This is a genomic window from Magnetospirillum sp. XM-1 (assembly GCF_001511835.1).
In the GTDB taxonomy this organism is placed as follows: domain Bacteria; phylum Pseudomonadota; class Alphaproteobacteria; order Rhodospirillales; family Magnetospirillaceae; genus Phaeospirillum.
The window spans coordinates 131,368-157,938 of sequence record NZ_LN997848.1 but is presented as its reverse complement, the minus strand read 5'-3'; the positions used below and the strand labels follow the sequence as shown (position 1 = coordinate 157,938).

Sequence of the window (26,571 nt, the reverse complement as noted above, 5' to 3'; positions counted from 1 at the left end):
CTACTGGCTGCTCGAGCCGGTGCTGTTGCTGGAGGCCGACTGCAGCGCCTGAAGCTGCGCCAGCGCGGCCTGGTATTGGGCATTGGCGGCATTCAACTGGGCGGTGTTGATGCTGCTGGTGTTGTCCTTGACGCTGACCACCTTATCCATGGCGAGCGAGATGTCGTTGCCCTTGGTCCCGGCGCCCATCACCAGGGTGGTGCCGTTGGTGGCGTCGTTGGTGACCTTGGTGACCCGGCCGAAGGTGGTGCTGGTGGTCGTAATGCTCGTCCCGTCGGTGGCGGTGGCCGTCACCGAGATGGAATAGCGGCCGTCGGAGAGCTGGGTGCCCGACGCGTCCTTGCCGTTCCAGCTGAGGTTGTGGGTTCCGGCGGCGGTCTCGCCGGTGATGGAATCGACCTGCTTGCCCGAGGAGTCCTTGATGACGATCTTCACGTCGCGGGCTTCCTTGGGCAGGGTGTAGGTCAGCGAGGCCGCGCCGTCCTGCAGCGGCAGGTCGGTGCCCGACACCTCGACCGTCTGGCCGAGATAGTTGATGCCCTGGCTGGTCTGCGCGGATTGCTGCAGCTTGATCAGCTTTTCCAGGTTGGAATTGGCGTTGATCTGCTGCTCGACGCTGGAGAACTGGACCAACTGGTTGGTGAACTGGGTCGAGTCCATGGGCGACAGCGGATCCTGATGCTTCAGCTGAGTGGTCAGCATGGTCAGGAAGGTGTTGAAGTTGCTGCCCAGCGTCGCCTTGCCCGCGGCCGAGCCGGTGGCGGCGGCGGCGGTATTGGCGGCGGCGGCTGATGTGTCGACGGTAGTCATCGGACCTGCTCCTACACCGAAATGTCGACGCCGGAGCGTCCGCCCAGGGTACGGCCGCGGGCGGCCTGGGCCGCGCCCGCGCCGGCCATCTGGGCCTCCTCGCCGCCACCATTGCCGCGGCTGCGGCCACGGCGTGACCGGGCGTTGTTGTTGCCGCGATCGGCGTTCTGCTGCTGCTCGCCGCCCTTCAGGCTGAAGCTGGTGGCGGCGGTGTCGGGCTTGAGACCGGCATCCTCCAGGGCCTTCTCCAGGCCCTTGGCGTCCTTTTGCAGCATGGCGAGCGTCTCGGGCTTGTCGGCGGTCACGGTGGCCGAGACGCGGCCATCGGCGCTGACCTCCAGCTTGATCTCGATCTTGCCCAGTTCATGGGGCTTCAGCTGGATCTTGATGGTGTCGGCGCCGTCCTTGACCTGCTTGTCGATCTGGACGGAGACCTGCTCCATCACCTGGGCCTGCAATTGGGTGCGGGGCGTGCGCGCGGCGGACTGGGCGGCCTGTCCGGCCGACGCCTTGTCGGCGGCCTGGGTCGAACCCACGCCGGCCAGACCGGCGACCGTGCGCTGTTCGGGAGCGGCGTCCTCGGCGGCGGAGGCTTCGACCTGGGCGGCCAGAATGGCGGTGAAGGGGCGGGCTTCGGCTTCGGTCACCGTGGCGGCACCCGCGTCCTGGGTCTGGGTGGGGTCCGCCTGGACCAATGCGGGCCCGGCATCCTGGCTGGAGGCGAAGCCCTGCCCGGCCTGCTGGTCCTGGCCGTTGCCCTGGGCGCCGGCCGTCTGGGCGGCGAGGTCGAGCAGCGAGAAGGTCTCGACCACCGTGGGGGCATTCTGGGCGACGGGGCCGGTATCGGCGGTCTTGGTCTGAACCTTGATGTCCATGTGGACATTGGAGCCGGACAGCATGGCGGCCAGATCGCGGGCCTGCTGGTCGGCCAGATTCTCCACCTGACCGGCGGTCGTGGCCTCGGCGGCGGCCTTGTGCTGTCCCACCTTGGTGATCATCTGGTTGACCAGTTCGGTCGCAGCGTCGAGCGCGTCGTCCATGTCGCCGTCCTGGACGTCGTTGACCAGACGGCTCTGCAGGTCGGAGATGCGCTGGCGGTCGTCGGCCGACAGGCCGGCCATGGGATCTTCCTCGCCCTTGCCATCGTCGGCGCCGTTCAACTGGGCCTTGATGTTCTGGGCCAGGGCGTTGAGGTCCAGGGTGGGGGCGTCGGCGGCGGTGTCCACCTGGACGACCTGGACGGTCTCGGTGATGGTCACGTCGATGGCGACGACAACCTGCTCGTCATCCTTGGCCTTGGCCTCGGCCGGGGCCTGGACGGTGTCGTCGTCCTGGGCCGAGGCGTCCTCGTCGGAGGCATCGGTGTCGGCGGCCTGGACGGTGGCGGTATCGTCGTTCTTCTGGACCGGAGCCGGGGCGGCCTGGGTGTCGTCGGCCTTGCGGGAATTGGCCTGGCCGGCACCGGCGGCGCGGGACGGCTTGTCGGCCTTGACGGCGGGACGGGCGTCCTTGGCGTCGGGCTGGGCGTCCTGGCGGGCCTCCTTGGCGTCGACCTTCACTTCCATGTGCAGGCGGGTGATGTGCTCGGACAGGACCTTGTCGCCGGAACTCAGCCCGCCCAGCTTGCCGTTGACGCCGGCATAGCGCTGGGTGGTCTGCTGCAACACCGAAAGGAAGGCGTCCTCCGCCGACACGCCGGCCTGCTGCTTGTCCTGGGAGACGGCAGTCATGTTGGCTTCGGGCACTACACGCTTGTCGATGGATTGCACGGTCATGGTCTTGTCCCCGCGAAATGGGCTTGCGAACGGTCTTTCGCGTCCATTCCTCAGCAAGCGGCGGGCCAAGTCGTGCCGGTTGGGCTAGTGCATTGATATAAATAAGCTTTATTTTTGAGGGGGAGGTGGGGGCTGGGGCGGGAGCGGTCCGGGACGGAAAAAACTGCCGGGTGAGGGGAAAAGGCTGCCGGTTCAGTAGATGTCGCGGTCGCGTTCGTCGTCCTTGGCCAGGCTCATGATCCCCACCCCCATGGCCACCGAGCCGAAGGTGACGAACAGGCCGCCGAACAGCAGCAGAAGGACCGGGACGGGGTTGGGAGACTCCATGGCCATGGTGCGGATATGGCCCAAGTCGGTGGCCAGCACCAGACCGCCGAAGGTGGCGCCGGCGGCAAGGCCGTAGCACAGGTGCTGGGCCAGGAATTTCAGGGGCTCGCGTTCCTTGGGGGTCATGGCTTCACCCCTCGGCGATTGCGGCGCCCAGTTCGGTGGCCAGGGCGCGGGTCTGGACCATGACGCTGTCGAGCATTCCGGCATCGATGCCGCGCGCCACGATGGTCACCAGCGAGCGGCCCTCGGCAAAGGAGGGATAGGAGCCCACCTCCACCTGGGGATGGCGGTCCTGGATGCGGGTCAGTCCCTCGGCCAGGTCGCCTTCGCGCGCCGACAGGGTGAGCGAGCGCGACATCTGGGGCGGCCCTTCCGCCAGCGTGCCGCGAATGCCCTCGAACATGGCCCGCAGGATGGAGGGCACCCCGGCCATGACGAAGACGTTGCCCATGCGAAAGCCGGGGGCCTGGCTGATGGGGTTGTCGATCAGCGCGGCGCCTTCGGGGATTTCCGCCATCTTCAGGCGGGCGGCGTTGAGTTCGCCCTGGCCGTAGCGGCTTTGCAGGCGGCGGACCGCCTCGGGGTCGCGCTCCAGCGCCACACCGAAGGCCTTGGCCACCGCCGCCGAGGTGATGTCGTCGTGGGTGGGGCCGATGCCGCCCGAGGTGAAGACGTAGGTGTAAGAGGCGCGAAGCGCGTCCAGGGCGGCGACGATGGCCGTCTGGTCGTCCCTGACGATGCGCACCTCGCCCAGCGTGATGCCGCGCTCCGCCAGTTCCTTGCCGAGAAAGGCGACGTTGGAATCCTGGGTGCGACCCGACAGGATCTCATTGCCGATCACCAGAATCGCCGCATTGGCCATGACCGCACTCCCACATCAGGGAATGGAATTATACCCATTCCCGGAGGATGGCGACCAGCGGGATGTCGGCCGGCGGCATGGGCAGATCCCCTAGGCGGGCGGCGCGCACCCATCGCAACTCCTGGCCCTCGCGGGCGGCGGGGTTGCCCTTCCACACCCGCACCAGATAGAGCGGCATCAGCAGGTGGAAGGTGTCGTAATCGTGGGAGGCGAAGGCGACGGGCGCCAGGCAGCTTTCCCGCACGTCGATGCCCAACTCCTCCTCCAGCTCGCGCACCAGGGCGCTTTCCGGGGTCTCGCCCTCATGGACCTTGCCGCCGGGGAACTCCCACAGGCCGGCCATGGTCTTGCCGGCGGGGCGCGACGCCATCAGCACGCGGCCGTCGCCGTCCACCAGGGCGGCGGCCACCACCAGCAGGGTGGGGCGCAAGCCGCGGGCCATCTCCCATTCGGCCCGGCGCAGATGGAAGACCGGGGCGACGACGCTGGTGCCGCGTGCCGGCATGGGGCAGGAATCCACATAGTGGAAGGTCAGCCCCACCTTTTCCAGCACCCGCTTGGAGGCCACGTTGTCGGGATGGAAATGGGCCCAGACCCGCTCGAAGCCCAGGGTGTCGAACAGATGGCGGATCAGGCGGTGGGCGGCCTCGGTGGCATAGCCCTGGCCCCAGAAATCCTTGCCGATCCAATAGCCCAGCTCGGGCGTGCCGTCGCGCTCCAGCCCGAAGCCCATGATGCCGACCAGAACGCCGTCGGTGGTGCGTTCCAGCGCCAGGGCCACGCCCTTGCCCTCGATGCGGCGGACTTCCTGGTTGGCGACGAAGGCCTTGGCGTCATCCAGGCCGTAGGGATGGGGAATGGCGGCGGTCAGGCGCACCACGTCCCAATCGCCCAGCAGCGCCACCAGGGCGTCCAGGTCCCGGTCGGCCACGGGGCGCATGCGCAGCCGGGCGGTGAGCAGCGGATGTCCCGCCCAGACCGTGCCGGGTTCCCGGCAACCCCGTTCCGCCATGATGCCCTCTTTCGTTGCCTCAGGTCCGATAGGACCCGTTGATGTCGATATATGCGTGGGTCAGATCGCAAGTATAGACGGTCGCCTTGCCCTTGCCCACGCCCACATCGACCTCGATGACGATGTCCTGGCCCTTGAAGTGGGCGGTCACCGGCGCCTCGTCGTAGCCATGGGCCATCTCGCCCTTGTCGGCGACCAGCACGCCGCCCATGCGGATGGAGAGCCTGTCGCGGTTGGCCTTCTCGCCCGCCTTGCCGACCGCGGCCACCACGCGGCCCCAATTGGCGTCCTCGCCGGCGATGGCGGTCTTGACCAGGGGGGAATTGGCGATGGACATGCCGATGGTGCGCGCCGCCCGCTTGCCGGCGGCACCGCTCACGTGGATGGTGACGAACTTGGTGGCGCCCTCGCCGTCCTTGACCACCTGCAGCGCCAGATCGAGCAGCAGGTCGAACAGCTTGGCCTTGAAATCGGCCAGCCGCTTGTCCTTGGAATCCTTGATCACCGTGTTGCGGGCCGCACCCGTGGCGAACAGCATCAGGGTGTCGCTGGTCGACGTGTCGGAATCCACGGTGATGGAATTGAACGACTTGTCCACGCCCTTGGACAGCAGGTCCTGCAGCACGCCCGACGGCAGAGCCGCGTCGGTGAAGACGTAGGACAGCATGGTCGCCATGTCGGGCGCGATCATGCCGGCGCCCTTGGCTATGCCGTTGATGATCACCTTGGTGCCGTCGATCATGGCGGTGCGGGTGGCGCCCTTGGGGTATGTGTCGGTGGTCATGATCGCCTGGGCGGCTTCCAGCCAGTTGCCGGGCTGGAGCTTGGCGCGCACGTCACTCAGGGCGGCGGTGATCTTCTCGTCGGGCAGGCGCACGCCGATGGTGCCGGTGGACGCGATGTAGACCTCGGATTCCTTGCAGCCCACCAGGGAGGCGGTGGACTCCACCGTGCGCTTGACCGAGGCGACGCCCACCGAGCCGGTGAAGGCGTTGGCGTTGCCGGAATTGACCACCAGGGCGCGGGCCGAGCCCTTGGACACGGCCGCGCGGCACCACTCCACCGGGGCCGACGCGGTCAGCGAGCGGGTGAAGACGCCGGCGGCGGCCGTGCCCTTGTCCATCTCGACCATCAGCAGATCGGTGCGCCCGGCATATCGCACGCCGCAGGCGTGGCTGGCCAGCCGGACGCCTTTGATGACGGGCATGTCGGGGAAGCTCTTGGGCGCAAGCGGGGAGATGGCGGTGCTCATGGCGGGGCGCTTTCCGTAGTTCGCAAAGGTAAAAGGCCCGGCCGCTTGTTTAAGTGGCCGGGCCCGTTTAAGGCTTTTACTTCTTGGCCGCTTCCAGCGGCGAGCCGTCGGGCTTGAACCGCTTGATCTTGGCCTTTTCACGCAGATCGACGACCATCTTTTCCTGGATGTCCTCGGCGATCTGCCGGGCGATCACGGGCTTGGCCTGGTCGAAGGGCGGGATCGAGGCCATGCGCTTGTCCTCGACCTTGATGATGTGATAGCCGAACTGGCTCTTCACCGGGGTCTTGGAGACCTCGCCGGGGCGCATGGCGAAGGCGGCGGCCGAGAATTCCGGCACCATGGCTTCCTTGACGAAGTAGCCGAGGTCGCCGCCCATCTGGCCCGAACCCTTGTCGGTGGAGCGGCTCTTGGCCAGTTCGCCGAAATCGGTGCCGCGGCCCAGGTCGGCGATGATCGAGCGGGCGCCTTCCTCGGTTTCCACCAGGATGTGGCGGGCGCGCACTTCTTCCTGCGGCACGAAGTTCTTCACCGCCATGTCGTAGCGGGCCTTGATCGCCTCGTCGGTGACGGCGCCGCGCACCTTCTTCTGCATCAGGGCCTGGGCCATCAGCTGGGTCTCGACCCGCTTCAGCGCCGCCTTGACGTCGGGGTCGGCGTCCATCTTTTCCTTCTTGGCCAGCTCGTAGACCAGCTGGTTGTTGATGGCGACCTCGAGCACCGCTTCATAGGGGGCCTGGGGGCCCATCTGGCGGCCGTATTCGGCCAGCTGCGACATCTTGATGTCAGAACCGTTGACGTTGGCGACAACGGTGTCGGCGGCGAACGCCGGGCTGGCGGCCAGCCCGGCCGCCAGGGACAGGGCGAGCATGGGGCGGCGCGCGAACAGCATCTTCATGAGCGATCTTTCCTTCTCGTCGGTGGTCTGGGCGCCGGAAGGGCGTCCACGGCCGAGACATCGGTGCCAGCGGTTGAACCATAACCGGGCGGGCGGCACAAGTGCCCGATTTGTATCACCCTGGAATGCGGCAAAGTCATGGCCGGAATTCGCCCCCACCGAGCACTGGATTCGGAGCGCACTCTGTGCAATATGGTTGCCCGACTCGGCAGGCCAGGGCGCGCCGCTTTTCGCGCGCGCCGGCGCCACCCCATCCAAGCCCCCGGCCAGGGCATGCCTGCGAGACGCAAGTGTCGGACCAAGTGGAGGAAATTATGACTGTTCGCGTTGGCATCAACGGCTTCGGCCGCATCGGTCGCATGGTGTTCCGCGCCGTGGCGAAGGAATTCCCCGAGATCGAGATCGTCGGCATCAACGACCTCCTCGAGCCCGACTACCTCGCCTACATGCTGAAGTACGATTCGGTGCACGGCCGCTTTGCCGGCGACATCTCGGTGGAAGGCTCGAACCTGATCGTCAACGGCAAGAAGGTCCGCCTCACCGCCGTCAAGGATCCGGCCGAACTGAAGTGGAACGAGGTCAACGCCGATATCGTCATCGAGTCCACCGGCCTGTTCCTGGATGCCGCCAACGCCGAGAAGCACATCAAGGCCGGCGCCAAGAAGGTGCTGATGAGCGCGCCCTCCAAGGACGAAACCCCCATGTTCGTCTATGGCGTGAACCACGAGAAGTATGCCGGCGAGAAGATCGTCTCGGCCGCTTCGTGCACCACCAACTGCCTGGCCCCCGTCGCCAAGGTGCTGAACGACAACTGGGGCATCAAGCGCGGCCTGATGACCACCGTGCACGCCGCCACCGCCACCCAGAAGACCGTTGACGGCCCGTCGTCCAAGGATTGGCGCGGCGGCCGCGGCATCCTGGAAAACATCATCCCGTCGTCCACCGGCGCCGCCAAGGCCGTGGGCAAGGTGCTGCCCGAGCTGAACAAGAAGCTGACCGGCATGGCCTTCCGCGTTCCCACCTCGGACGTCTCGGTGGTCGACCTGACCGTCGAGCTGAACAAGGACGCGTCCTACGAGGACATCTGCAAGGCCATGAAGGCGGCCTCGGAAGGCGCGCTCAAGGGCGTGCTGGGCTACACCGAGGACAAGGTGGTCGCCACCGACTTCGTCGGCTGCAACATGCCGTCGATCTTCGACGCCGACGCCGGCATCGCGCTGGACAGCACCTTCGTCAAGGTCGTCACCTGGTACGACAACGAGTACGGCTACACCTGCAACATGCTGCGCTTCCTGAAGCACATCGCCAAGTAAGCCGCATGGCTTCGGTCCGGGCGGAAGGGTCTCCCTTCCGCCCGAATTTCTTCCAGACATAAGGAGCTTCCATGTTCCGGACCATCGACAAGCTGGACGTCCAGGGCAAGCGGGTGCTGGTGCGCGCCGACCTCAACGTTCCTGCCAAGGACGGCAAGGTTACCGACACCACCCGCATCGACCGCTCGGCCGCCACGCTGATCCAGTTGGCCGCCAAGGGCGCCAAGGTCATCGTGCTGACCCATTTCGGCCGCCCCAAGGGGCGCGAGGACAAGTACTCGCAGAAGCTGCTGGTCGAGCCGCTGGCCAAGGCGGTGGGCAAGAATGTGGCCTGGGCCGACGACTGCATCGGGCCGGACGCCGAGAAGCTGATCGCCTCCATGAAGGACGGCGACATCGCCCTGCTGGAAAACGTCCGCTTCCATCCCGAGGAAGAGAAGAACGATCCCGCCTTCGCCAAGGCGCTGGCCGCCCTGGGCGACGCCTATGTCAACGACGCCTTTTCGACCGCGCACCGGGCGCACGCCTCCACCGAGGGTCTGGCGCATCTGCTGCCGGCCGCCGCCGGCCGCCTGATGCAGGCCGAGCTGGAAGCGCTGGGTCGTGCGCTGGAAGCCCCCGAGAAGCCGGTGGCCGCCATCGTCGGTGGCGCCAAGGTTTCCACCAAGCTGGACCTGCTGGGCAACCTGGTGAGCAAGGTGGACTACCTGATCATCGGCGGCGGCATGGCCAACACCTTCCTGTTCGCGCAAGGCAAGGCCGTGGGCAAGTCCCTGTGCGAGAAGGATCTGGCCGACACCGCGCGCGAGATCATCAAGAAGGCCGAGGCGGCCAAGTGCCGCATCGTGCTGCCCACCGACGCGGTGGTGGCGGGCGAGTTCGCCGAGAATGCCGCCAACGCCGTGGTCAGCGTCGATGCCGTGCCCGAGGACAAGATGATCCTCGACGCCGGCCCGGCTTCGGCCGAGGCGGTGGTCAAGCTGCTGGAAAGCTGCAAGACCCTGGTGTGGAACGGCCCGCTGGGCGCCTTCGAGATCGCGCCCTTCGACAAGGCCACCAATGCCGTGGCCCAGGCGGCCGCCGCGCTCACCGCCAAGGGCAAGCTGCTCACCGTGGGCGGTGGCGGCGATACCGTCTCGGCCCTGGCCAAGGCGGGCGTGGAGGAGAAGTTCTCCTACATCTCCACCGCCGGCGGCGCCTTCCTGGAATGGCTGGAAGGCAAGGAGCTGCCCGGCGTGGCCGCCCTGCACGTCCAGCCCGACCAGGTGCGCGGCACCGGTTGCGGCTGCGGCGCCGGCGGCGTCGGCGGCTGCGGCTGAGTTTATTCATCGTCACCCCCGGGCTTGGCCTGGGGGTCCATGGATGGCCGGGCCAAGCCCGGCCATGACGATTTTCGGAAGGTAGTTCATGACCGTCCATTTCATCGGCGCCGGTCCCGGCGCTCCCGACCTGATCACGGTGCGGGGGCTGAACCTGATCCGCCGCTGTCCCGTGGTGCTGTACGCCGGCTCGCTGGTGCCGCCCGAGATCGTCGCCGAGGCCAAGGCCGACGCCCGGGTGGTCGACACCGCGCCCTTGAACCTGGACGAGATCGTCGCCGAGATCGAGGCCGCCCACGCCAAGGGCCATGACGTGGCCCGCGTCCATTCCGGCGACCCGTCCATCTACGGCGCCATCGCCGAGCAGATGCGCCGCCTGGATGCGCTGGGCATTCCCTATGACGTGACGCCGGGCGTGCCCGCCTTCGCGGCTGCCGCCGCCGCGCTCTCCACCGAGCTGACCCTGCCCGACATCAGCCAGACGGTGATCCTGACCCGGACGTCGGTGCGTTCGTCGGCCATGCCCAACAACGAGGATCTGGCGACCCTGGGCAAAAGCGGCGCGACGCTGGCCATCCATCTGTCGGTGAGCAACCTGGCCCATGTGGTCAAGGAACTGTCCCCCCTTTACGGCGCGGATTGCCCGGTGGTGGTGGCCTTCCGGGTGGGCTGGCCGGACCAGAGCTTCATCCGGGGCACGCTTTCCGACATCCGCGACAAGGTGAAGGCGGCGGGGCTGACCCGCACCGCGCTCATTCTGGTGGGGCGGGTTCTGGGGGGCGCCGAATTCACCGATTCGCGTCTTTATGCCGAGGACCATACCCACGTCCTGCGTCCCGCGAAGGGATAAGACTCGGACCAAACAACGTCCTATAGTACGGGCCACCATGCTCGACCTGCCTTTCGACCTTCCCGTTTTCGAACCCGGCTCGGTGTGGCTGGCGGGCGCCGGCCCCGGCGATCCCGGCCTGCTGACCCTGCTGGCGCTGCACGCGCTGAAATCCGCCGACGTGGTGGTTCACGACGCCCTGGTCGATGCCCGCATCCTGGCGCTCATTCCCGCCGAAGCCGCAATCGAGTCCATGGGCAAGCGCGGCGGTGAGGCTTCGGCGCGGCAGACCGACATCACGGCGCGGCTGATCGAGCTGGCCCGGGCGGGCAAGAGGGTGCTGCGGCTCAAGGGCGGCGATCCCTTCGTCTTCGGGCGCGGGCCGGAAGAGGCCCTGGCCCTGGTGGCGGCGGGCGTGCCTTTCCGCATCGTGCCGGGCATCACGGCGGGCATCGGCGGGCTGGCCTATGCCGGCATTCCCGTCACCGCCAAGGAGACCAATGCGGCGGTGGCCTTCGTCACCGGCCACGGCCCCGACGGCGAGATCCCCGACGAATTCGACTGGAACGCCCTGGCGCGCGGCGCACCCGTCCTGGTGTTCTACATGGGCCTGAAGCACCTGGACCTTTTGACGGGACGCCTGATGGCGGCGGGCCGCAAGGCGGACGAGGCGGTGGCGGTGGTCTGCAACGCCGCCACGCCCCGCCAAAGCGTGCTGGAGACCACTCTGGCCGAGGCGGCGGGGGCGGTGGAGCGGGCCGGCCTCAAGCCTCCGGCCTTGCTGGTGGTGGGGCCGGTGGTCGAGTTACGCCGCCAGTTGGACTGGTGGATTCCGTGATCGAACTGCTGACCGATCTGGCCCATGCCGGTATCGGCATCTGCAAGGTCGGCGTCGACGGGCGCGAGAACCTGATCCTCGGCCTGTTCGTCACCGGTCTGGTGGGCAGCCTGACCCATTGCGCCGGCATGTGTGGGCCCTTCGTGCTGTCGCAATGCGCGGCAAGGCTCGAAGCCATTCCGCTCGAGCGCATGACCGAGATGCGGCGGCTGGCGGGCGCCGCCCTGCTGCCGTATCATCTGGGGCGCGCTACCACCTATGGTGCGCTGGGCGCCGTGGCGGCGACCTTCGGCGGCATTCTGGGGGGGGCGGCCTCGTTCCGGCTGCTGGCCGCGCTGCTGTTGGGCGTGGCGGCCTTGCTGTTGCTGGCCATGGCCTTGCCCGGGATCAAGGCGCTGGCCGGACGCGGCGGCGAAAGTGCCTGGGCCCGGGCGGTCGGCCGCATGGCCGGGCCGCTGTTCGCGCGCCCCTTCGGGCTGCGCGGCTGGGCGCTGGGGATCATGCTGGGGTTCATTCCCTGCGGCTTGCTGTACGCCGCCCTGGCGGCGGCGGCGGCGGGCGGCAATCCGGTGGCCGGCGCCTTCGGCATGCTGGCCTTCTGGGCCGGAACGGTGCCCATGCTGGTTCTGGTGGCGGCGGTGGGGCAGGCGGCCTTGTCCCATTGGCGGGCCCCGCTGTTGCGGGCGGCGCCCGCCTTGTTGGTTCTGAACGCGGGGATGCTGGGCTTCATGGCCTGGCAGCTTCTTGCTTCCTGATACGGAGAGACTAGGGATGAAGTTCTCGCGCAGCCTGCTGGCCCTGATGGCGGTGATCGTCGTCGCCTTCGTGGTTCTCGGCGTCCGTCTGGTGATCTGGAGCGGCCAGAATTCCGAAGGCGCCAAGGCGATTCCGGCCATCGGCGGACCTTTCCAGCTGACCGACCATAACGGCAAGGCGGTGAGCGACCGCGATTTCCGCAATCGCTACATGCTGATCTTCTTCGGCTACACCTTCTGCCCCGACGTCTGCCCGACCACGCTGTCGACGGTGACGGCGGTGATGGAGAAGCTGGGGCCCAGCTATGCCAAGAAGGTGGTGCCGATCTTCGTCACCGTCGATCCCGAGCGCGACACCGTGGCGGTGATGAAGGAATATGTCGGTGCCTTCTCCCCCGACATCGTCGGCCTGACCGGCAGCCCGGACGAGGTGGCCAAGGTGGCCAAGGAGTTCAAGGTCTACGCCGCCAAGGTCAAGGGCGACCGCCCCGAGCATTACACCGTGGACCATTCGGCCATCCTTTACCTGATGGGACCCGACGGCAAATTCGTGGCCCACTTCACCCACGGCATCTCGGTGGACGATTTGGCGGCGGGGCTGAAGAAGCACGTTGGTTAAAGGTCTGATCATCGCCGCGCCCGCCTCGGGCAGCGGCAAGACCACCCTGACGCTGGGTCTGTTGCGCCTGCTGGCGGGGCGCGGGCTGGCGGTGGGTTCGGCCAAGGTCGGCCCGGACTATATCGACCCGGCCTTCCACGCCGCCGCCTCGGGGCGGGCCTGCTACAACCTGGATTCCTGGGCCATGCGCGCCCTTACCCTGGGCGCCCTGGCGGCCCAGGCGGGCGCCGGCGCCGACCTGCTGGTCTGCGAAGGCGTGATGGGGCTGTTCGACGGCGCCTTCGTGCCGGCCGGACAGGCCGACGGCAGCACCGCCGATCTGGCGGCCATGACCGGCTGGCCGGTGGCGCTGGTCGTCGACGGCCGGGGCATGACCGGCTCGGCGGCCGCCGTGCTGGCCGGCTTCGCCAATCTCCGGCCCGATGTGCGCATCCGGGGCGTGATCTTCAACCGGGTCGTGGGCGACAAGCACAAGGCGGCCATCCGGGCGGCCTGTTCCATCGCCTGCCCGGACATCCGCCTGCTGGGCTTCCTGCCGCCTTCGTCGGGCCTCGAGACGCCGTCGCGCCATCTGGGGCTGGTCCAGGCGGCCGAGCGCGCCGACCTCCAGGCCTTTCTCGACGGCGCTGCCGCCCTGGTGGAGCGGCATCTGGACGTGGACGGGCTGGTCGCCCTGGCCGAGCCGTCCCGGCTGGCGGGGGGCGCGGGGACCGCCATGGTGCCGCCCTTGGGTGCCCGCATCGCCGTGGCCCGCGACACCGCCTTCGCCTTCGCCTATCCCGCCTTGCTGGAAGGCTGGCGGGAGGCCGGGGCCGAGCTTTCCTTCTTCTCTCCCCTGGCCGACCAGGGACCGGACGGGTCCGCCGACGCGGTCTATCTGCCGGGTGGCTACCCTGAGCTGCATGCCGGCCTGCTGGCGGGCAATGCCGGCTTCCTGGGGGGCTTGCGCCACGCGGCGGCGCGGGGCGCGGTGCTCTATGGCGAGTGCGGCGGCTACATGGTGCTGGGGCGGGGAATGGAGGACGCCCAGGGGGGGCGCCATCCCATGGCCGGGTTGCTGGGCCTGGAAACCTCCTTCGCCAAGCGGAAGCTGCATCTGGGCTATCGCCGGGCCACCCTGGCCGCCGATGGGGCGCTGGGCCGGAGCGGTGAGGCCTTTCGCGGCCACGAATTCCACTACGCCTCCATCCTGGCCGAGGAGGGGGCGCCGCTGTTTGCCGTCTCCGACGCGCCGGGCGCTCCGCTGGGCCGGGCCGGGCTGGCCGAGGGGCGGGTCTGCGGATCCTTCGTCCATCTGATCGACGCGGCTGCCCCTTGAACTTGCTGCGGCGCAGCATGAAATCATTCCAGGGTCAAGGTGAATTCTGCACCATAGTGCAGAATAATTTTGTTGCGAGGATTGTCGCTCGCCTGTAACAAAAATGCACGCCACCGTTCCAACCAGCCTGGGATCGACGGACATGCTCTATCACTTGCACGAAATGCAGCACCACGCTTTCGCCCCCATGCGCATGCTGGCCGAGGCCATGCAGTCGGTGTACAGCCATCCCTGGGTGCCCATGGCCTACACCAAGTTCGGCCGCACGGTGGCGGCGACGGCGGAACTGGTGGAGCGGACCACGCGGCGCTATCCCAAGCCGCCCTTCAACCTGCACACCACCACGGTGGACGGCGAGACGGTGAGCGTGGTCGAGCAGGTGGCCCACGAGACCCCCTTCTGCAATCTGCTGCACTTCAAGCGCAACGTCGAAGGGCGCAACGACCCCAAGGTGCTGCTGCTGGCCCCCATGTCGGGCCATTTCGCCACCCTGCTGCGCGGCACGGTGGAGACCATGCTGCACGAGCATGACGTCTACATCACCGATTGGATCGACGCCCGCAACGTGCCGCTGGCCAAGGGCGACTTCACCCTGGACGACTACATCGACCTGCTGGTGGAGTTCATGGAATTCCTGGGGCCCGACACCCACGTCATGGCCGTGTGCCAGCCGTCGGTGCCCATGCTGTGCGCCGTGTCGCTGATGGCCGCCGAGGGCAACCCCAACCAGCCGCGCTCCATGCTGATGATGGGCGGTCCCATCGACACCCGCGTCAATCCCACCAAGGTCAACGACGTCGCCACCCACAAGCCCCATTCGTGGTTCGAGCGCACGGTGATCCACTCGGTGCCCATGAATTATCCCGGCCACGGCCGCAAGGTCTATCCCGGCTTCCTGCAGCTGCACGGCTTCATGAGCATGAATCTCGAGCGCCACGTGGGCGAGCACGTCAAGCTCTACCAGAACATGGTCAAGGGCGACGGCGATTCCGCCGCCCAGCACCGCGAGTTCTACGACGAGTACCTGTCGGTGATGGACCTGCCGGCCAATTACTACCTGGAGACCATCCGCAAGGTGTTCCAGGAGCACCACCTGCCCCGCGGCGTCATGGTGTCGCGCGGCCGCAAGGTCGATCCCGGCGCCATCCGCCACACCGCCCTGATGACCATCGAGGGCGAGAAGGACGACATCACCGGCGTCGGCCAGACCAAGGCGGCCCACGATCTGTGCGTCAACCTGGCGCCCGAGAAGCAGCGCTACCACCTGCAGTCCAAGGTGGGCCATTATGGCGTCTTCAACGGCCGCCGCTGGCGCGAAGAGGTCTATCCCAATGTCCGCGAGTTCATCCGTCAACACGACCGGGGCTGACGCCCAAGCGGAAGGTCCGCCTTTCTGGCGGACCACGCCGCTTTCGGCCATGACCCGGGCGCAGTGGGAATCGCTCTGCGACGGCTGCGGCCGCTGCTGCCTGCACAAGCTCGAGGACGCCGACACCGGCGAGGTCCACTACACCAACGTGGCCTGCCGGTTGCTCAACCTGCATACCTGCGGCTGCAAGAACTATGCGAAGCGCTGGGACCATGTGCCCGATTGCGTCGAGCTTTCCCCCGTGGTGCTGCCGACCCTCAAATGGCTGCCGTCCACCTGCGCCTATCGCCTGCTCGCCGAGGGCAAGGTGCTGCAATGGTGGCACCCGCTGGTCTCGGGCGATCCCGAGACGGTGCATCGGGCCGGCATCTCGGTGCGGGGCAAGGTCATCGCCGAATCCCGCGCCGACCTTCTGGACTACCACGTGGTGACCTGGCCGGAATAGCCGGTCACCAACGAGGGGCTCAGCGCCCGAAGATCCCCTTCAGCAAATCGTCGATGGCCCCGCCGATGCCCTTGGCCACGTCGCCGGCCGCCTGGGCGGCTCCGGCCACGAAGTCGCCGACGCTTTCGGCCGGGTTGGGCTCGGCCGGAATCTCGGGCGTGCGCAGCGGCCGGGCGGGCAGGCCGCGATGGGCGGCGACCATGATCTGCTTCCACAACTGGGCGGGCAGGCCGCCGCCGGTGACCTTCTTCATCTCGATGCGGTAATCGTCGTTGCCCATCCACACGCCGGTGACGTAATCGGCGGTGAAGCCCATGAACCAGGCGTCGCGGTAATCCTGGGTGGTGCCGGTCTTGCCGGCGGCCGGGCGGTCGAGGCGCGCCGCCTTGCCCGAGCCTTGGGTGATGACGGCGCTCATCATGTCGTGCATGCGGGCCAGCGCCACCGGCGACACCACCTGGCCGAAGCCGCCGCCCTGGCGCTGGTAGAGCACCTGGCCCTGGGGATCGGTGATGCGCGACACGCCATAGGCGGCGATTCCGTATCCGCCGTTGGCCAGGGCGGCATAGGCGGTGGTCATCTCCAAGAGCGACACCTCGCTGGTGCCGAGCGCCAGGGTGGCGTCACCCCGCAATTCGGCGGTGATCCCTAAGCGCCGCGCCGTGGCGATCACCCGGGCGGGTCCCACTTCCTCCACCAGCCTGACGGCGACGGTGTTGACGGATTCGGCCAGGGCCTGGCGCAGCGGAATGGGGCCGAGATACTTGCCGGTGTAATTGCCGGGGCTCCAGTTGCCCAGCCTGATGGGGGCGTCCTCGTAGACGTCGTCGGGGGTGTGGCCCTTCTCCATGGCGGTGAGGTAGACGAAGGGCTTGAACGACGAGCCGGGCTGGCGCAGCCCCTGGGTGGCGCGGTTGAACTGGCTGTCGTCGTAATCCTTGCCCCCCGACAGCGCCCGGATGGCGCCGTCGGGGCTCATCACCACCACGGCGCCCTGGGAGGCGTGGGCCTTGGCGCCGGGGCCGGTGATCATGGCCTTGAGGTCGGCTTCCACCTTGCGCTGCAGGCTGATGTCGAGCGTGGTGTGGACGATGATGTCCTTGCCCGCCACCTCGCCGAACTGGTCCAGGTTGCTCATCACCCAGTCGGCGAAGTAGCGTCCGGCCGGAATGGGGCGCTTGACCAGCTGGGCGGCGCCGGTGACCTGGACGGTGTCGGCGGTCTTCTGGTCGATGTAGCCGGCCTTGACCATGTTGTCCAAGACGTCGGCGGTGCGCTTGCGCGACGCTTCCGGGTCGTTCAAGGGCGAATAACGGCTCGGCGCCTTCAGCAGGCCGGCCAGAACGGCGGCCTGGTAGACGTCGACCTTGCGGGCCGAGACGTCGAAATAGCGCTTGGCGGCGGCGTCCACCCCGAAGGTGCCCGATCCCAGATAGACCCGGTTGAGGTAGAGCCCCAGGATCTGCTCCTTGGAGAAGCGCTTTTCCAGCCACAGGGCCATCAGCACTTCCTGCACCTTGCGCTTCATATTGCGGTCGGGGGTGAGGAACAGGTTCTTGGCCAGCTGCTGGGTGATGGTCGAGCCGCCCTGCACCGTGTGGCCGGCGCGCAAATTGACGAACAGGGCGCGGGCCAGGCCGATGGGGTCGACGCCGAAATGGCTGTAGAAGCGCCGGTCCTCGGTGGCCAGCACCGCCTGGGCGATGAAGGGCGACATCTCGGCAAGCTCCAGCGGCTCGCCGTACAAATCGCCATAGGCGGCGAAGGTCTCGCCTTCCACCGAGTGGAACACCACGCTGGGCCGCCGCGTCTGGGCGGTCATGCGGTCGATGTCGGGCAGGTCGATGGCGTAATAGGCGACGATGCCGGCCACGCCGATGCCGGCCCAGATGGCCAGCGTCAGGCCCCACAGCAGCAGACGACGCAGCCAGATCCGCCGGTTTCCTCCGTTGCCGCCGGTCTTCCTCGGCGCCCTGGACGGCTTCTTCGGCTCGCGGGGCTCGCGCGTCTTTTTCGGTCCCGGCGGCTCGCGCGGCGGCATTTCGCCCCCGGAACCGCTGGGCAACAGCCGGTCGGCGGGGTCGATGGAAAGCTTGAACGGATTGCCGGCGCCCTTGGGGCGCGAAGGAGGAACTGCCATGGCGCCTTCTACCACGGGGCGGGGGGCGCTCGGAACTGGCAACATCCGTTCATTGGATGTAGACTCCGCGCGGAATGTTTAACGAGGACCGAACCATGGAAACCCTGTCGCTTGCCATCTCGCCCGAACTGAAGCAGCGCCTGGAGGCGCTGGCCGCCGAGACCGGGCAGACGGTGGGGGAATGCCTGGCCGTCGCGGTCAAGGAATACGTCGAGAACTGGGAAACCCACCTCTCGGACGTCCACCAGATCGACGAGCACGAGGCCCGTGCCGTGCTGAAGGCTGCGGTCAACGAATAGAGCCACAGGCATCGCCCCAACGTGAAACGCCGCCCGGTTTGGGCGGCGTTTCCGTTTGTGGGCTCACAATGTGGCAGAAAGAGGGTCACTCGCCGCTGGCGATGCGCTCCACCAGCTGCTTCACCGTGGGGATGAAGCCGTTCTTGTAGAACGGGTCCGAGCCGAAGCGGTAGGCGTTGTGGCCGGCGAACATCAGCTCGTGCTCCACGTCGCCGCCATGGCCGATGTTCTGCAGGGTCTTCTGGATGCAGAAGCTGCGCGGATCGGCCTTCTTGCCGGTGGTGCCCGCCTCGTTCTGGGCCCAGTTGGAGAACATGCACTGGGACAGGCAGCCCATGCAGTTGACCTGATCGATGCGGATTTCCTCGGCCTTGTCGGGGGTGACGAAGACCAGGGTGGAATCGGGGGTGCGCAGAGCCTCGGTGAAGCCCTCGTTCATCCAGCCCAGCGCGCGGTCGCGGTCATGGGGCGTGACCCAGACGATGCGCTTACGGGCGCCGATGGGCAGCTCGGCCTCGTGGTCGCCGACGCATTCGCTGGAATAGGGGATCTGGTGGTCCAGGCGCTGGCACAGCTCGTTGATGAAGCCGTTCTTCACCGCCGAGGAGTAGAAGCCGGTGGGGCTGAAATGGTGCAGCAGCACGTCGCCGGGCTGGAGCGTCAGCAGGCGCTGCTTCCACTCGTTGGAGATGGGGCTTTCCTGGGTCAGCAGCGGGCGGGTGCCGTACTGGAAGGCGATGGGGCCCAGCTCGGGATTGCCGATCCAGTCCTCCCACTCCTTCAGCCACCAGACGCCGCCGGCCATGAAGATCGGCACGTTGCCGGACACGCCGCATTCCGTCATGGTCTTGCGCAGCTCGGCGACGCGGCCGTAGGGGGGCTCGGGCTTCCTGGGGTCTTCGGAATTGGACAGGCCGTTATGGCCGCCCGCCAGCCAGGGATCCTCGTAGACCACGCCGCCCAGCAACTGGCCGTACTTGTGGTAGGCGCGCTTCCACAGCGCGCGGAAGGCCCGCGCCGACGACACGATGGGGTAGTAGTAGACGCCGTAGCGCGCCGCGATCTCGGCCACGCGGTAGGGCATGCCGGCGCCGCAGGTGACGCCGTGGATCAGGCCCTTGGAGCCTTCCAGCACGCCTTCAAGGATCTGCTCGGCGCCGCCCATCTCCCACAGCACGTTCATGTGGATGCGCCCCTGGCCGCCGGCCAGGTCGTGGGCGATGCGGGCCTGGGCGATGCCGCCCCGGATGCCGTAGGCGATCAGCTCGTGGTGTTTCTCGGTCCTGGTCTTGCCGTGATAGACCATGTCGATGCGATTGCCGTTCTCGTCATAGAGATCGGCGTTGACCCCGGAGAAGGTGGCGACGCCGCCGGCGGCCGCCCAGGCGCCCGAGCTTTCGCCGTTGGAGACGTTGATTCCTTTGCCGCCCTCGACCAGGGGCAGGACCTCGCGGCCGGAAATCAGGATAGGATCGAGCGCTTTCACGTCAGGGGTAACTCCTCGCATGGCGTCGGCGGGCTCTCCCAGGCCTGCCGATGACGGCACATATATAACCCTTTGTCGTCATGCGCCACAGTGACGTTACGAACTCATGACGAATGAGGAAAATCGCTGAACACGCCCGTGACGCCCCAGTCTCGAAGCTGCCGCGCCCGGACGGGGTCGTTGACCGTGTAGGCCCGCACCGAGAACCCCGCCGCCCTTACGGTTTCGACCTGTTCCGCCTCCAGCGTCCGGTGATCCAGATGCAGGGCCTCGACGCCGAGACTTCGCGCCCGCTCGCGCCAGTCGGGGGGGAGGCCTTCCAGCAAAAGGGCGCGCGGCCAATGGGGCGCGACGCGGCGCGCCGCCTCCAGGCAGGGGATTGCGAAGCTGGAAACCAGCGGCGGGGCGATGCCGTCGGGCCACGAGCCCAGGGCCAGGGCCAGGGCGGTATCGGCGGTTTCGATCTCGCGGCCCGCATCGGGCTTGATCTCCATGTTGACCGCGAGCCCCAGGTCCAGGCACAGGCCGAGCGCCTGTTCCAGGCTGGGGACCTTTTCTCCGGCGAAGGCGGGGGCGAACCAGGAGCCGGCGTCCAGGCGGGCGATCTCGGCCCAGTCCCGCGCCGCGACCGGGCCGGTGCCGTCGGTGGTGCGCTCCAGGGTGTCGTCGTGGAAGACCAGCGGCACGCCGTCACGGGACAGCCGCACGTCGAACTCGACCATGGCGAGGCCATGGGCGCTGGCGGCGCGCAATGACGCCAGGGTGTTCTCGGGGGCGAGGCCGGCCAGTCCGCGATGGCCGATCAGCATCATCCCAGCAGGCGCTTCACCGCGCCCAGCACCTGCTCCACCGGAATGGCGCGCATGCAGGCGGGATCTGTGCAGGCGGTGCTGCGATGGTTCATGGCCGAGACGCAGGGCGAACAGGCCAGGCGGGCGGTGATGAACTCGGCCTTGTCGTTCAGCGCGCCATAGAGGGCGGGCGTCTCGGGGCCGAACAGCACGATGGTGGGCAGGCCCACGGGCGCCGCGAAGTGGGCCGGGCCGGAATCGTTGGTGACCATCACCGCCGACAAGGCGTAAAGCGGGATCAGGTCTTCCATGCGGGTGAAGCCGGCCAGATTGCAGATGCGGTCGGAACCCGCCGCCGCCACCAGGGTCTCGGCCTCGGCCTTTTCCGAGGCGACACCGGTGATGATGATGGCCATGTCGTCGTGCTCGGCCAGCAGCCGGCGGGCCACTTCCTTGTAGCGGTCGTAGGGCCAGCGCCTGAGCGGCATCAGCTCGCTGGCGTTGGGGTTGAGGATCACCCAGCGCTTGGCGTCTTGCAGCACCGGATAGGCCTCGAACAGCCGGGTCTTGAAAGCGTCCAGCACCTCGGCCGACGGCGTCACCGGGGCGAGGCGGATGTCGGCTTCAGTGAAATGGACCTTGCCGTGGGGCGTGGTGCCTTCCGGCTCGGTCAGGGCGTGGACCTGGGCCATGAAGCACTTGGCCACGTGCTGGTGGGGATTGTAGGGCACGCGGTGGGTGAGCAGCTCGCCGCGATAAAGCCCCTCGGTGTGGAAGCGGTGGAAGCCCACCCGCTTGGGCGCGCCCGACAGGAAGGTCAGCAGCGCCGAGAAGCGCGAGAACATCTCCATGTCGATGGCGGCCATCAGGTCCAGCGAACGCATGGTGCGGACCATGGCCAGCGTGTCCACCACCAGATTGACCAGGCTGTCGGCGCGGATGGTCAGCATGTTTTCCCGCGCGATGGTGCCCATGATGTCCAGGCTGGGGCGGTTCTTGGCGAAGATCAGGAAATAGATCCGGGCGTCGGGGAACAGCGCCTGCGCCCGCTTGAGCGCCGCGTCGGCGATCACCGCGCTGCCCATCTCGGACAGTTCGATGAACAGGATGTTCTTGCCTGCCTTGGGCGCGGGCGGGCTGAAGAAACAGCGGATACGCCAGTAAAGCGTCATCAGGAAGGTGAGCGGGACCCCCGCCCAGAAATCGATCTGCCGCATCCTGTCGACGTTCACGACCGCCTCACTTGTTCTCGAAGGTGCCCGAGGAATAGCCCTCGGCCAGCCAGATTTCGTACCGATCGACCACCTTGCCCCCCCAGGGCCTTTCCACCGTGGTCAGCAGCGTCAGGCTGCGGAAGGACCTTTGCATATCCTGGATCGCGTAGAAGCTGTCCTTGATCACGTAAAGTCCGTCGCGCCCGACCAGGGTGGCGGCGTCTTGCGCATCATACGAAGGAATTCGGGGAAAGCCAGCCGAACCGGTCAGGAAGACGATGGGATGGCCCGGCAGGTAATAGGTCAGCAACCCGGCCACTTCGTGCTTGCTGGCGAAGACGAAGGAATCGGGGCGCTTGGCCCGCTCGGCCTGGACCGCCCGGGCCAGCGCGTCCCAGCCGCCCAGGCGGCTCATGGGATCGGATTTGATGGGGATGGGCAGGCGCGCCGTGGCCATCTGCACATAGGTGGCGGCGACCAACAGGCCGCCCAGGGCCACCGCCGCCATCCAGGCCCAGCGCAGGCTCTTGCGCCAGGACGGCCCCAGCGTGACCCAGGCGCCCGAGGTGGCGATGGCGGCGCCCAGATAGGCGGGGCCGGGCCAATGGGGCTGCACCAATCCGCCCAGGCTGTGGTTGACGAAGAAGGCCAGCAGCGGCGCCGAGGTGGCGCCCAGCAGGAACCAGCCGGGCCGCCTTTGCCGCCAGCCCGACCACAGGGCCCAGCCCATGCCCCACAGCATGAAGGCGAAGATCAGCGGCGTGACCGTGCCCAGCTGGGTGCCGAGGAAGGTGGAAAGGCTTTTCAGCGGATTGCTGACCGGCACGTCGAAGGAATGGGACAGCTGCTTCTTGATGGACACCCAGTCGTGCTGGGCGTTCCACACCAGCACCGGGGCGGTGCAGGCCAGCGCCAGGACGATGGCGGCCCAGAAATGGGGGCTCTTCCACCAGCGCCGCGCAGGGGCGAACAGGGCGAACACCGCCAGGATGCCGGGCGCGATCAGCACCATGGTGTATTTGGAGGTGAAGCCCAGGCCGAGCGAGAGCCCCAGCAGGTACAGCCAGCGCACCCGCCCCTCGTCCAGCAGGCGGATCATGGCCCAAAGCGACAGGGACCAGAACACCAGCAGCGGCGAATCTGGGGTGACGATCACGCCGGCGGCGGCGAACAGGATGGTGGCGTTGAGCAGAGCCACCGCCCACCAGCCAGCGCGGATGTCCTGGAAGGCCAGGCGGGCGATGTCGAAGACCAGCAAGGTGACGGCGGCCGCGGCGAGGATTGCGGGTAGGCGAATGGCCGCCTCGGACTCGCCGAACAGGGCGGTGGCGGCGGCCATCCACCAGGCCATCATGGCGGGATGGTCGTAATAGGACAGTTGCAGGTCCTGCGACCACAGCCAGTAATAGGCCTCGTCCCCCGACAGCAGGGCGCCGCCGGCCAGCCACAGATGCAGCAGGGCGGCCAGGACCACCACTCCTGCCAGCAATGCGGCGTCTTTCGCTCGAATGGTCATGGTTCCGGCTGCGTGGACTATGGGCGACGGGGCAATACCACGAAATGCCCCCCCTCGACCAGCCGCCACCTTGTCGCCCGGGGCGGACGCCGCTATACCCGATGGGAACATGGATGGAGGAGGTCACATGTCCCGTTTCACCGCCGCAAAGCCGCTGATCGCCGTTTCCCTCGCCTGTGGCCTGCTGGCCGCCTGCAGCGGCGAGCCGTCCGAGGCCGACATGAAGACCGCCGTCGAGCAGACCTTCGGCGGCATGAACGAGCAATTGGGCGGCGTCGGCAAGCTGATCGGCAAGGACCTGTCCACCAAGGTCAAGGGCTTCAAGAAGCTGGCCTGCGCCGAGGCCAAGGGCAATCCCGGCTTCGCCTGCGATTTCGAGATGACGCTGGACGGCCCGCTGGGCGCCAAGACGGAAAAGGCCTCGGGCCGCTTCGTCAAGGGCGACAAGGGCTGGGCGGTCTTCGAGAAGTAAGGGCGCCCTACGCCACCTTCTTAGGCGCCGCCTCGGCCAGGATCGCCCGCAATTCCGGGATGCACGAGCCGCAATTGGTGCCGGCTTTCAGCATGGCGCCCACTTCGGCCACGCTGGACAGGCGGTGGTTGCCGATGGCGGCGCGGATGGCCGCCAGGCCGACGTTGAAGCAGGCGCACACCGTCTTGTCGCGGCCGCGGTCGCCGCCGGGCGGCGCGCCGGCCACCAGGGTGGCCCGCTCGTCGCCAAGGATGGCGGCGCGGCCGAAGGCGGCGGCCACCCAGTCGGGCGAGAAATCGGTGGCCCAGGGAAAGACGAACAGCACCGCGTCCAGGCGGCCGTCCACCAGACGCGCGCCCCGGTAATGGCCGCGATTGGGGTCGAGGAACTCGATCCACTCGCCGTCTTTCCCCAGCCATTGCTTGGCGGCGGCGGGCCAGTCCTCGCCGCTCTCGCCCGCCAGCCGCCAGACCGAATGGCCCGTCCCCGCCGCCTTGGCCCAGTAGAACGAGCGGGGCAGCTCCACCGGGTTGCGCGACAGCAGCACGCCATGCCAGGCGGCGGAAAGGGGCGCGACCATGACGGGGGCCTGCTTCAGCTCGGGCTGGCCCGAGACGGGATCGGTGGCCGCGTCGATCAGGCTGCCGACCACCGCACCGGACGCCGTGCGGTCGTTCCAGTGGATGGGGGCGAAGACTTCCCCTAAGCGCTGGCCGCTGTCGATGGCGACGCGCAGGACCACGCTGGCTCGCGCCCCCGAGACCCTGGCCAGCCCGCCATCGGCGAGGCCGAAGCGGGCGGCGTCCTTGGGGTGGACCAGCAGCGCCGGCTCGGGTGCGTGGGCGGCCAGCCGGGGCGAGCGCCCCGTTCGCGTCATGGTGTGCCACTGGTCGCGCATGCGCCCGGTGTTGAGGATCAGGGGGAAGGCCTCGTCTGTGGCCCGCGCCGGCGGGCGCGGCGTGATCTCGAGCATGCGGGCCTTGCCGTCGGGATGGAAGAAGCGGCCGTCGGCGAACATCCGCGCCGTGCCCTGTCCGGGCGACGTCACCGGCCACTGGATCGGCTCGATGGCCTGGTAATCCGCACCCACCAGACCCGACAGGTCCAGGTCGCGGGTTCCATGGTTCTCGAAGGCGGTCAGGCGGCAGAACTCGTCGAAGATGGCGCCCGCATCGGGCCAGGCGAAGGAATCGGCGAAGCCCATGCGGCGCGCCACCTGGGCGATGATCCACCAATCGCCCCTGGCCTCGCCGGGCGCGGCTAGGAAGGGGCGCTGGCGCGAGATGCGGCGCTCGGAATTGGTGACGGTGCCCTCCTTCTCGCCCCAGGCCAGGGCCGGCAGGCGCACATGGGCCAGCCGAGCGGAATCGGTGTCGGCCTCGCATTCAGAAATCACCACGAAGGGGCAGGCCTGCATGGCGGCGCGCACAAGGTCGGCCTCGGGCAGGCTGACCGCCGGATTGGTGGCCATCACCCACAGCGCCTTGATCTTGCCCTCGGAAACGGCGCGGAACAGGTCCACCGCCTTCAGGCCCGGCCTGGTCGCCATGCGGGCCGCGTTCCAGAAGCGACCGACCCGGTCCACGCTGGCCTCGTCGAAGCCCATATGGGCGGCCAGCATGTTGGCCAGCCCGCCCACCTCGCGCCCGCCCATGGCGTTGGGCTGGCCGGTGAGTGAGAACGGCCCCATGCCGGGCCGACCGATGCGCCCCGTCTGGAGGTGGCAATTGATGATGGTATCCACCTTGTCGGTGCCGGACGACGACTGGTTGATGCCCTGGGACCAGAGGGTGACGGTCTTCTCGGTGTCGGCGAACCACGAGAAGAACTGGACGAGCTGTTCCAAGGGGACGCCCACGTCCAACTCGGTCTCCTCGCCCCTGAGATGGGCGAGCAGCGCGTTGAACAGCACGGCGTCGGAACCGGGACGGATGGCCAGATGCAAATCGGCGCATTCGGCGGTGGAGGTGCGGCGGGGGTCGACGACCACGATGCGCATGTCGGGCCGCCTTGTCTTGGCGGCCAGGATGCGCTGGAACACCACCGGATGGCACCATGCGGCGTTGGAGCCCACCAGCACCACCAGATCGGCCAGTTCCAGATCCTCGTAGCAGCCGGGCACGGTGTCGGCACCAAAGGCGCGCACGTGCCCCGCCACGGTGGACGACATGCACAGCCGCGAATTGGTGTCGATGTTGGCCGAGCCGATGAAGCCCTTCATCAGCTTGTTGGCGGCGTAGTAATCCTCGGTCAGCAATTGGCCGGAGACGTAGAAGGCCACCGAATCCGGGCCGTGTTCGGCAATGGCGGCGGAGAACTTCTCCGCCACCAGATCCAGCGCCGGCTTCCACGCCGCCCGCTCCGTCCCGATCATGGGGTGGAGCAGGCGGCCGTCCAGGCCGATGGTCTCGGCCAGGGCCGAGCCCTTGACGCACAGGCGGCCGAAATTGGCGGGATGCTCGGGATCGCCCTTGACCACCCATTCGGCGGAATCGTCTAAGCGCGCGGCGATGACGCCGCAGCCGACGCCGCAATAGGGACAGGTGGTGCGGACGATCTCGGGCATCGTGTCAGCCATGGGCCACCTTTTTCGCGACGTCGAGCTTCAGCCAGACCTGGCCGTCGGCCACCTTGGATTCCACCGGGCGGGTGCAGCCCTCGTCGGGCTGGGTGGCCTCGCCGGTGACTAGGTCGATGGTCCAGGAATGCAGCGGGCAGACCACCACACGACCGGTGACGATGCCTTCGCTCAACGGGCCGCCCTTGTGGGGGCAGCGGTTGTGAAGGGCGAAGATCTCGTCGCCCGAGGTGCGGAATACCGCGATGTCGCCCTTTGCCGTCTGGACGGTGCGGGCTCCCAGCTTGGGGATGTCCTCGACGCGTCCGATCTTGATCCAGTCCTGCATGGT

25 protein-coding genes are annotated in these 26,571 nt (G+C 67.8%); 11 read left to right on the top strand and 14 right to left on the bottom strand.

Annotated elements, in window-relative coordinates:
• The 7 genes from XM1_RS00800 to XM1_RS00770 form a co-directional block, all read right to left on the bottom strand.
• On the bottom strand, window positions 1-810 hold the full coding sequence (locus XM1_RS00800; RefSeq protein ID WP_068428261.1) for a flagellar hook assembly protein FlgD: 810 nt from the start codon (window positions 808-810) through the stop codon (window positions 1-3).
• Window positions 811-821: 11 nt separating this feature from the next.
• A complete protein-coding gene (locus XM1_RS00795) occupies window positions 822-2,585 on the bottom strand; it encodes a flagellar hook-length control protein FliK (RefSeq protein WP_068428258.1) in 1,764 nt (587 codons plus the stop codon).
• Between the two features lie 192 nt (window positions 2,586-2,777).
• Window positions 2,778-3,038, bottom strand: coding sequence for a hypothetical protein (locus tag XM1_RS00790; RefSeq protein ID WP_068428254.1), 261 nt, complete (start codon window positions 3,036-3,038; stop codon window positions 2,778-2,780).
• A gap of 4 nt (window positions 3,039-3,042) precedes the next feature.
• Window positions 3,043-3,777: a molybdopterin-binding protein gene (locus XM1_RS00785; RefSeq protein ID WP_068428252.1), complete on the bottom strand. Its 735-nt coding sequence runs from the start codon at window positions 3,775-3,777 to the stop codon at window positions 3,043-3,045.
• A 28-nt stretch (window positions 3,778-3,805) separates the two neighbouring features.
• Window positions 3,806-4,789 (bottom strand): bifunctional GNAT family N-acetyltransferase/(deoxy)nucleoside triphosphate pyrophosphohydrolase, encoded by a 984-nt coding sequence (locus tag XM1_RS00780; RefSeq protein ID WP_068428250.1) that lies wholly within the window; start codon window positions 4,787-4,789, stop codon window positions 3,806-3,808.
• Window positions 4,790-4,808: 19 nt separating this feature from the next.
• Window positions 4,809-6,041, bottom strand: coding sequence for a bifunctional glutamate N-acetyltransferase/amino-acid acetyltransferase ArgJ (gene argJ / locus XM1_RS00775; RefSeq protein WP_068428248.1), 1,233 nt, complete (start codon window positions 6,039-6,041; stop codon window positions 4,809-4,811).
• Between the two features lie 76 nt (window positions 6,042-6,117).
• Window positions 6,118-6,939, bottom strand: coding sequence for a peptidylprolyl isomerase (locus XM1_RS00770; protein WP_068428245.1), 822 nt, complete (start codon window positions 6,937-6,939; stop codon window positions 6,118-6,120).
• Window positions 6,940-7,253: 314 nt separating this feature from the next.
• On the opposite strand from XM1_RS00770, the gene gap reads away from it, so the two are divergent.
• From gap to XM1_RS00725, 9 genes are all read left to right on the top strand, one after another.
• Window positions 7,254-8,252: a type I glyceraldehyde-3-phosphate dehydrogenase gene (gene gap, locus XM1_RS00765; protein WP_068428242.1), complete on the top strand. Its 999-nt coding sequence runs from the start codon at window positions 7,254-7,256 to the stop codon at window positions 8,250-8,252.
• 71 nt (window positions 8,253-8,323) lie between these two features.
• Window positions 8,324-9,571, top strand: coding sequence for a phosphoglycerate kinase (gene pgk, locus XM1_RS00760; protein WP_068428239.1), 1,248 nt, complete (start codon window positions 8,324-8,326; stop codon window positions 9,569-9,571).
• Between the two features lie 88 nt (window positions 9,572-9,659).
• Window positions 9,660-10,421: a precorrin-4 C(11)-methyltransferase gene (cobM, locus tag XM1_RS00755; RefSeq protein ID WP_068428235.1), complete on the top strand. Its 762-nt coding sequence runs from the start codon at window positions 9,660-9,662 to the stop codon at window positions 10,419-10,421.
• Window positions 10,422-10,458: 37 nt separating this feature from the next.
• A complete protein-coding gene (cobA, locus tag XM1_RS00750) occupies window positions 10,459-11,238 on the top strand; it encodes a uroporphyrinogen-III C-methyltransferase (protein WP_082700308.1) in 780 nt (259 codons plus the stop codon).
• The gene (locus XM1_RS00745; RefSeq protein WP_231920642.1) at window positions 11,235-11,993 is read left to right on the top strand and encodes a sulfite exporter TauE/SafE family protein; all 759 of its coding nucleotides are present in this window, start codon (window positions 11,235-11,237) and stop codon (window positions 11,991-11,993) included. The genes cobA and XM1_RS00745 overlap by 4 nt, the downstream gene beginning before the upstream one ends.
• Before the next feature lie 16 nt (window positions 11,994-12,009).
• A complete protein-coding gene (locus tag XM1_RS00740) occupies window positions 12,010-12,612 on the top strand; it encodes an SCO family protein (protein ID WP_068428229.1) in 603 nt (200 codons plus the stop codon).
• On the top strand, window positions 12,605-13,930 hold the full coding sequence (locus tag XM1_RS00735; RefSeq protein ID WP_068428225.1) for a cobyrinate a,c-diamide synthase: 1,326 nt from the start codon (window positions 12,605-12,607) through the stop codon (window positions 13,928-13,930). Before XM1_RS00740 ends, XM1_RS00735 begins: the two co-directional genes overlap by 8 nt.
• A gap of 142 nt (window positions 13,931-14,072) precedes the next feature.
• Window positions 14,073-15,299: a polyhydroxyalkanoate depolymerase gene (locus XM1_RS00730; protein WP_068437342.1), complete on the top strand. Its 1,227-nt coding sequence runs from the start codon at window positions 14,073-14,075 to the stop codon at window positions 15,297-15,299.
• The gene (locus XM1_RS00725) at window positions 15,262-15,744 is read left to right on the top strand and encodes a YcgN family cysteine cluster protein (protein ID WP_068428222.1); all 483 of its coding nucleotides are present in this window, start codon (window positions 15,262-15,264) and stop codon (window positions 15,742-15,744) included. Before XM1_RS00730 ends, XM1_RS00725 begins: the two co-directional genes overlap by 38 nt.
• 19 nt (window positions 15,745-15,763) lie before the next feature.
• Here XM1_RS00725 and XM1_RS00720 read toward each other — a convergent pair whose 3' ends face one another.
• Complete coding sequence (locus XM1_RS00720; RefSeq protein WP_068437339.1) at window positions 15,764-17,884, bottom strand: transglycosylase domain-containing protein; 2,121 nt, start codon at window positions 17,882-17,884, stop codon at window positions 15,764-15,766.
• A gap of 95 nt (window positions 17,885-17,979) precedes the next feature.
• On the opposite strand from XM1_RS00720, the gene XM1_RS00715 reads away from it, so the two are divergent.
• Window positions 17,980-18,183 carry a ribbon-helix-helix protein, CopG family gene (locus tag XM1_RS00715; RefSeq protein WP_068428219.1) on the top strand — a complete coding sequence of 68 codons (204 nt, stop codon included), beginning with the start codon at window positions 17,980-17,982 and terminating at the stop codon, window positions 18,181-18,183.
• 85 nt (window positions 18,184-18,268) lie between these two features.
• Here XM1_RS00715 and XM1_RS00710 read toward each other — a convergent pair whose 3' ends face one another.
• The 4 genes from XM1_RS00710 to XM1_RS00695 form a co-directional block, all read right to left on the bottom strand.
• Window positions 18,269-19,669: a nitronate monooxygenase family protein gene (locus tag XM1_RS00710; protein ID WP_068428217.1), complete on the bottom strand. Its 1,401-nt coding sequence runs from the start codon at window positions 19,667-19,669 to the stop codon at window positions 18,269-18,271.
• Between the two features lie 104 nt (window positions 19,670-19,773).
• On the bottom strand, window positions 19,774-20,481 hold the full coding sequence (ugpQ, locus tag XM1_RS00705; RefSeq protein ID WP_068428214.1) for a glycerophosphodiester phosphodiesterase: 708 nt from the start codon (window positions 20,479-20,481) through the stop codon (window positions 19,774-19,776).
• The gene (locus tag XM1_RS00700; protein ID WP_231920641.1) at window positions 20,478-21,692 is read right to left on the bottom strand and encodes a glycosyltransferase family 9 protein; all 1,215 of its coding nucleotides are present in this window, start codon (window positions 21,690-21,692) and stop codon (window positions 20,478-20,480) included. The genes ugpQ and XM1_RS00700 overlap by 4 nt, the downstream gene beginning before the upstream one ends.
• A gap of 7 nt (window positions 21,693-21,699) precedes the next feature.
• Window positions 21,700-23,190, bottom strand: a complete 1,491-nt coding sequence (locus XM1_RS00695) for a glycosyltransferase family 39 protein (protein WP_068428211.1) — start codon at window positions 23,188-23,190, stop codon at window positions 21,700-21,702.
• 127 nt (window positions 23,191-23,317) lie between these two features.
• Between XM1_RS00695 and XM1_RS00690 the strand changes: the two genes are divergently transcribed.
• On the top strand, window positions 23,318-23,662 hold the full coding sequence (locus tag XM1_RS00690) for a hypothetical protein (RefSeq protein WP_068428208.1): 345 nt from the start codon (window positions 23,318-23,320) through the stop codon (window positions 23,660-23,662).
• A 7-nt stretch (window positions 23,663-23,669) separates the two neighbouring features.
• Here the strand turns inward: XM1_RS00690 and XM1_RS00685 are convergent, their stop codons facing one another.
• A complete protein-coding gene (locus tag XM1_RS00685; RefSeq protein WP_068428199.1) occupies window positions 23,670-26,240 on the bottom strand; it encodes a nitrate reductase in 2,571 nt (856 codons plus the stop codon).
• Complete coding sequence (nirD, locus tag XM1_RS00680) at window positions 26,233-26,568, bottom strand: nitrite reductase small subunit NirD (protein WP_068428197.1); 336 nt, start codon at window positions 26,566-26,568, stop codon at window positions 26,233-26,235. The genes XM1_RS00685 and nirD overlap by 8 nt, the downstream gene beginning before the upstream one ends.
• Between the last annotated feature and the right edge of the window lie 3 nt (window positions 26,569-26,571).

Excerpts from the sequence above, each read along its gene's own strand:
- XM1_RS00800 (WP_068428261.1), bottom strand. The coding sequence starts at position 810 with ATGACTACCGTCGACACATCAGCCGCCGCCGCCAATACCGCCGCCGCC.
- XM1_RS00795 (WP_068428258.1), bottom strand. The coding sequence starts at position 2,585 with ATGACCGTGCAATCCATCGACAAGCGTGTAGTGCCCGAAGCCAACATG.
- XM1_RS00790 (WP_068428254.1), bottom strand. The coding sequence starts at position 3,038 with ATGACCCCCAAGGAACGCGAGCCCCTGAAATTCCTGGCCCAGCACCTG.
- XM1_RS00785 (WP_068428252.1), bottom strand. The coding sequence starts at position 3,777 with ATGGCCAATGCGGCGATTCTGGTGATCGGCAATGAGATCCTGTCGGGT.
- XM1_RS00780 (WP_068428250.1), bottom strand. The coding sequence starts at position 4,789 with ATGGCGGAACGGGGTTGCCGGGAACCCGGCACGGTCTGGGCGGGACAT.
- argJ (WP_068428248.1), bottom strand. The coding sequence starts at position 6,041 with ATGAGCACCGCCATCTCCCCGCTTGCGCCCAAGAGCTTCCCCGACATG.
- XM1_RS00770 (WP_068428245.1), bottom strand. The coding sequence starts at position 6,939 with ATGAAGATGCTGTTCGCGCGCCGCCCCATGCTCGCCCTGTCCCTGGCG.
- gap (WP_068428242.1), top strand. The coding sequence starts at position 7,254 with ATGACTGTTCGCGTTGGCATCAACGGCTTCGGCCGCATCGGTCGCATG.
- pgk (WP_068428239.1), top strand. The coding sequence starts at position 8,324 with ATGTTCCGGACCATCGACAAGCTGGACGTCCAGGGCAAGCGGGTGCTG.
- cobM (WP_068428235.1), top strand. The coding sequence starts at position 9,660 with ATGACCGTCCATTTCATCGGCGCCGGTCCCGGCGCTCCCGACCTGATC.
- cobA (WP_082700308.1), top strand. The coding sequence starts at position 10,459 with ATGCTCGACCTGCCTTTCGACCTTCCCGTTTTCGAACCCGGCTCGGTG.
- XM1_RS00740 (WP_068428229.1), top strand. The coding sequence starts at position 12,010 with ATGAAGTTCTCGCGCAGCCTGCTGGCCCTGATGGCGGTGATCGTCGTC.
- XM1_RS00730 (WP_068437342.1), top strand. The coding sequence starts at position 14,073 with ATGCTCTATCACTTGCACGAAATGCAGCACCACGCTTTCGCCCCCATG.
- XM1_RS00725 (WP_068428222.1), top strand. The coding sequence starts at position 15,262 with ATGTCCGCGAGTTCATCCGTCAACACGACCGGGGCTGACGCCCAAGCG.
- XM1_RS00720 (WP_068437339.1), bottom strand. The coding sequence starts at position 17,884 with ATGGCAGTTCCTCCTTCGCGCCCCAAGGGCGCCGGCAATCCGTTCAAG.
- XM1_RS00715 (WP_068428219.1), top strand. The coding sequence starts at position 17,980 with ATGGAAACCCTGTCGCTTGCCATCTCGCCCGAACTGAAGCAGCGCCTG.
- ugpQ (WP_068428214.1), bottom strand. The coding sequence starts at position 20,481 with ATGATGCTGATCGGCCATCGCGGACTGGCCGGCCTCGCCCCCGAGAAC.
- XM1_RS00695 (WP_068428211.1), bottom strand. The coding sequence starts at position 23,190 with ATGACCATTCGAGCGAAAGACGCCGCATTGCTGGCAGGAGTGGTGGTC.
- XM1_RS00690 (WP_068428208.1), top strand. The coding sequence starts at position 23,318 with ATGTCCCGTTTCACCGCCGCAAAGCCGCTGATCGCCGTTTCCCTCGCC.
- XM1_RS00685 (WP_068428199.1), bottom strand. The coding sequence starts at position 26,240 with ATGGCTGACACGATGCCCGAGATCGTCCGCACCACCTGTCCCTATTGC.
- nirD (WP_068428197.1), bottom strand. The coding sequence starts at position 26,568 with ATGCAGGACTGGATCAAGATCGGACGCGTCGAGGACATCCCCAAGCTG.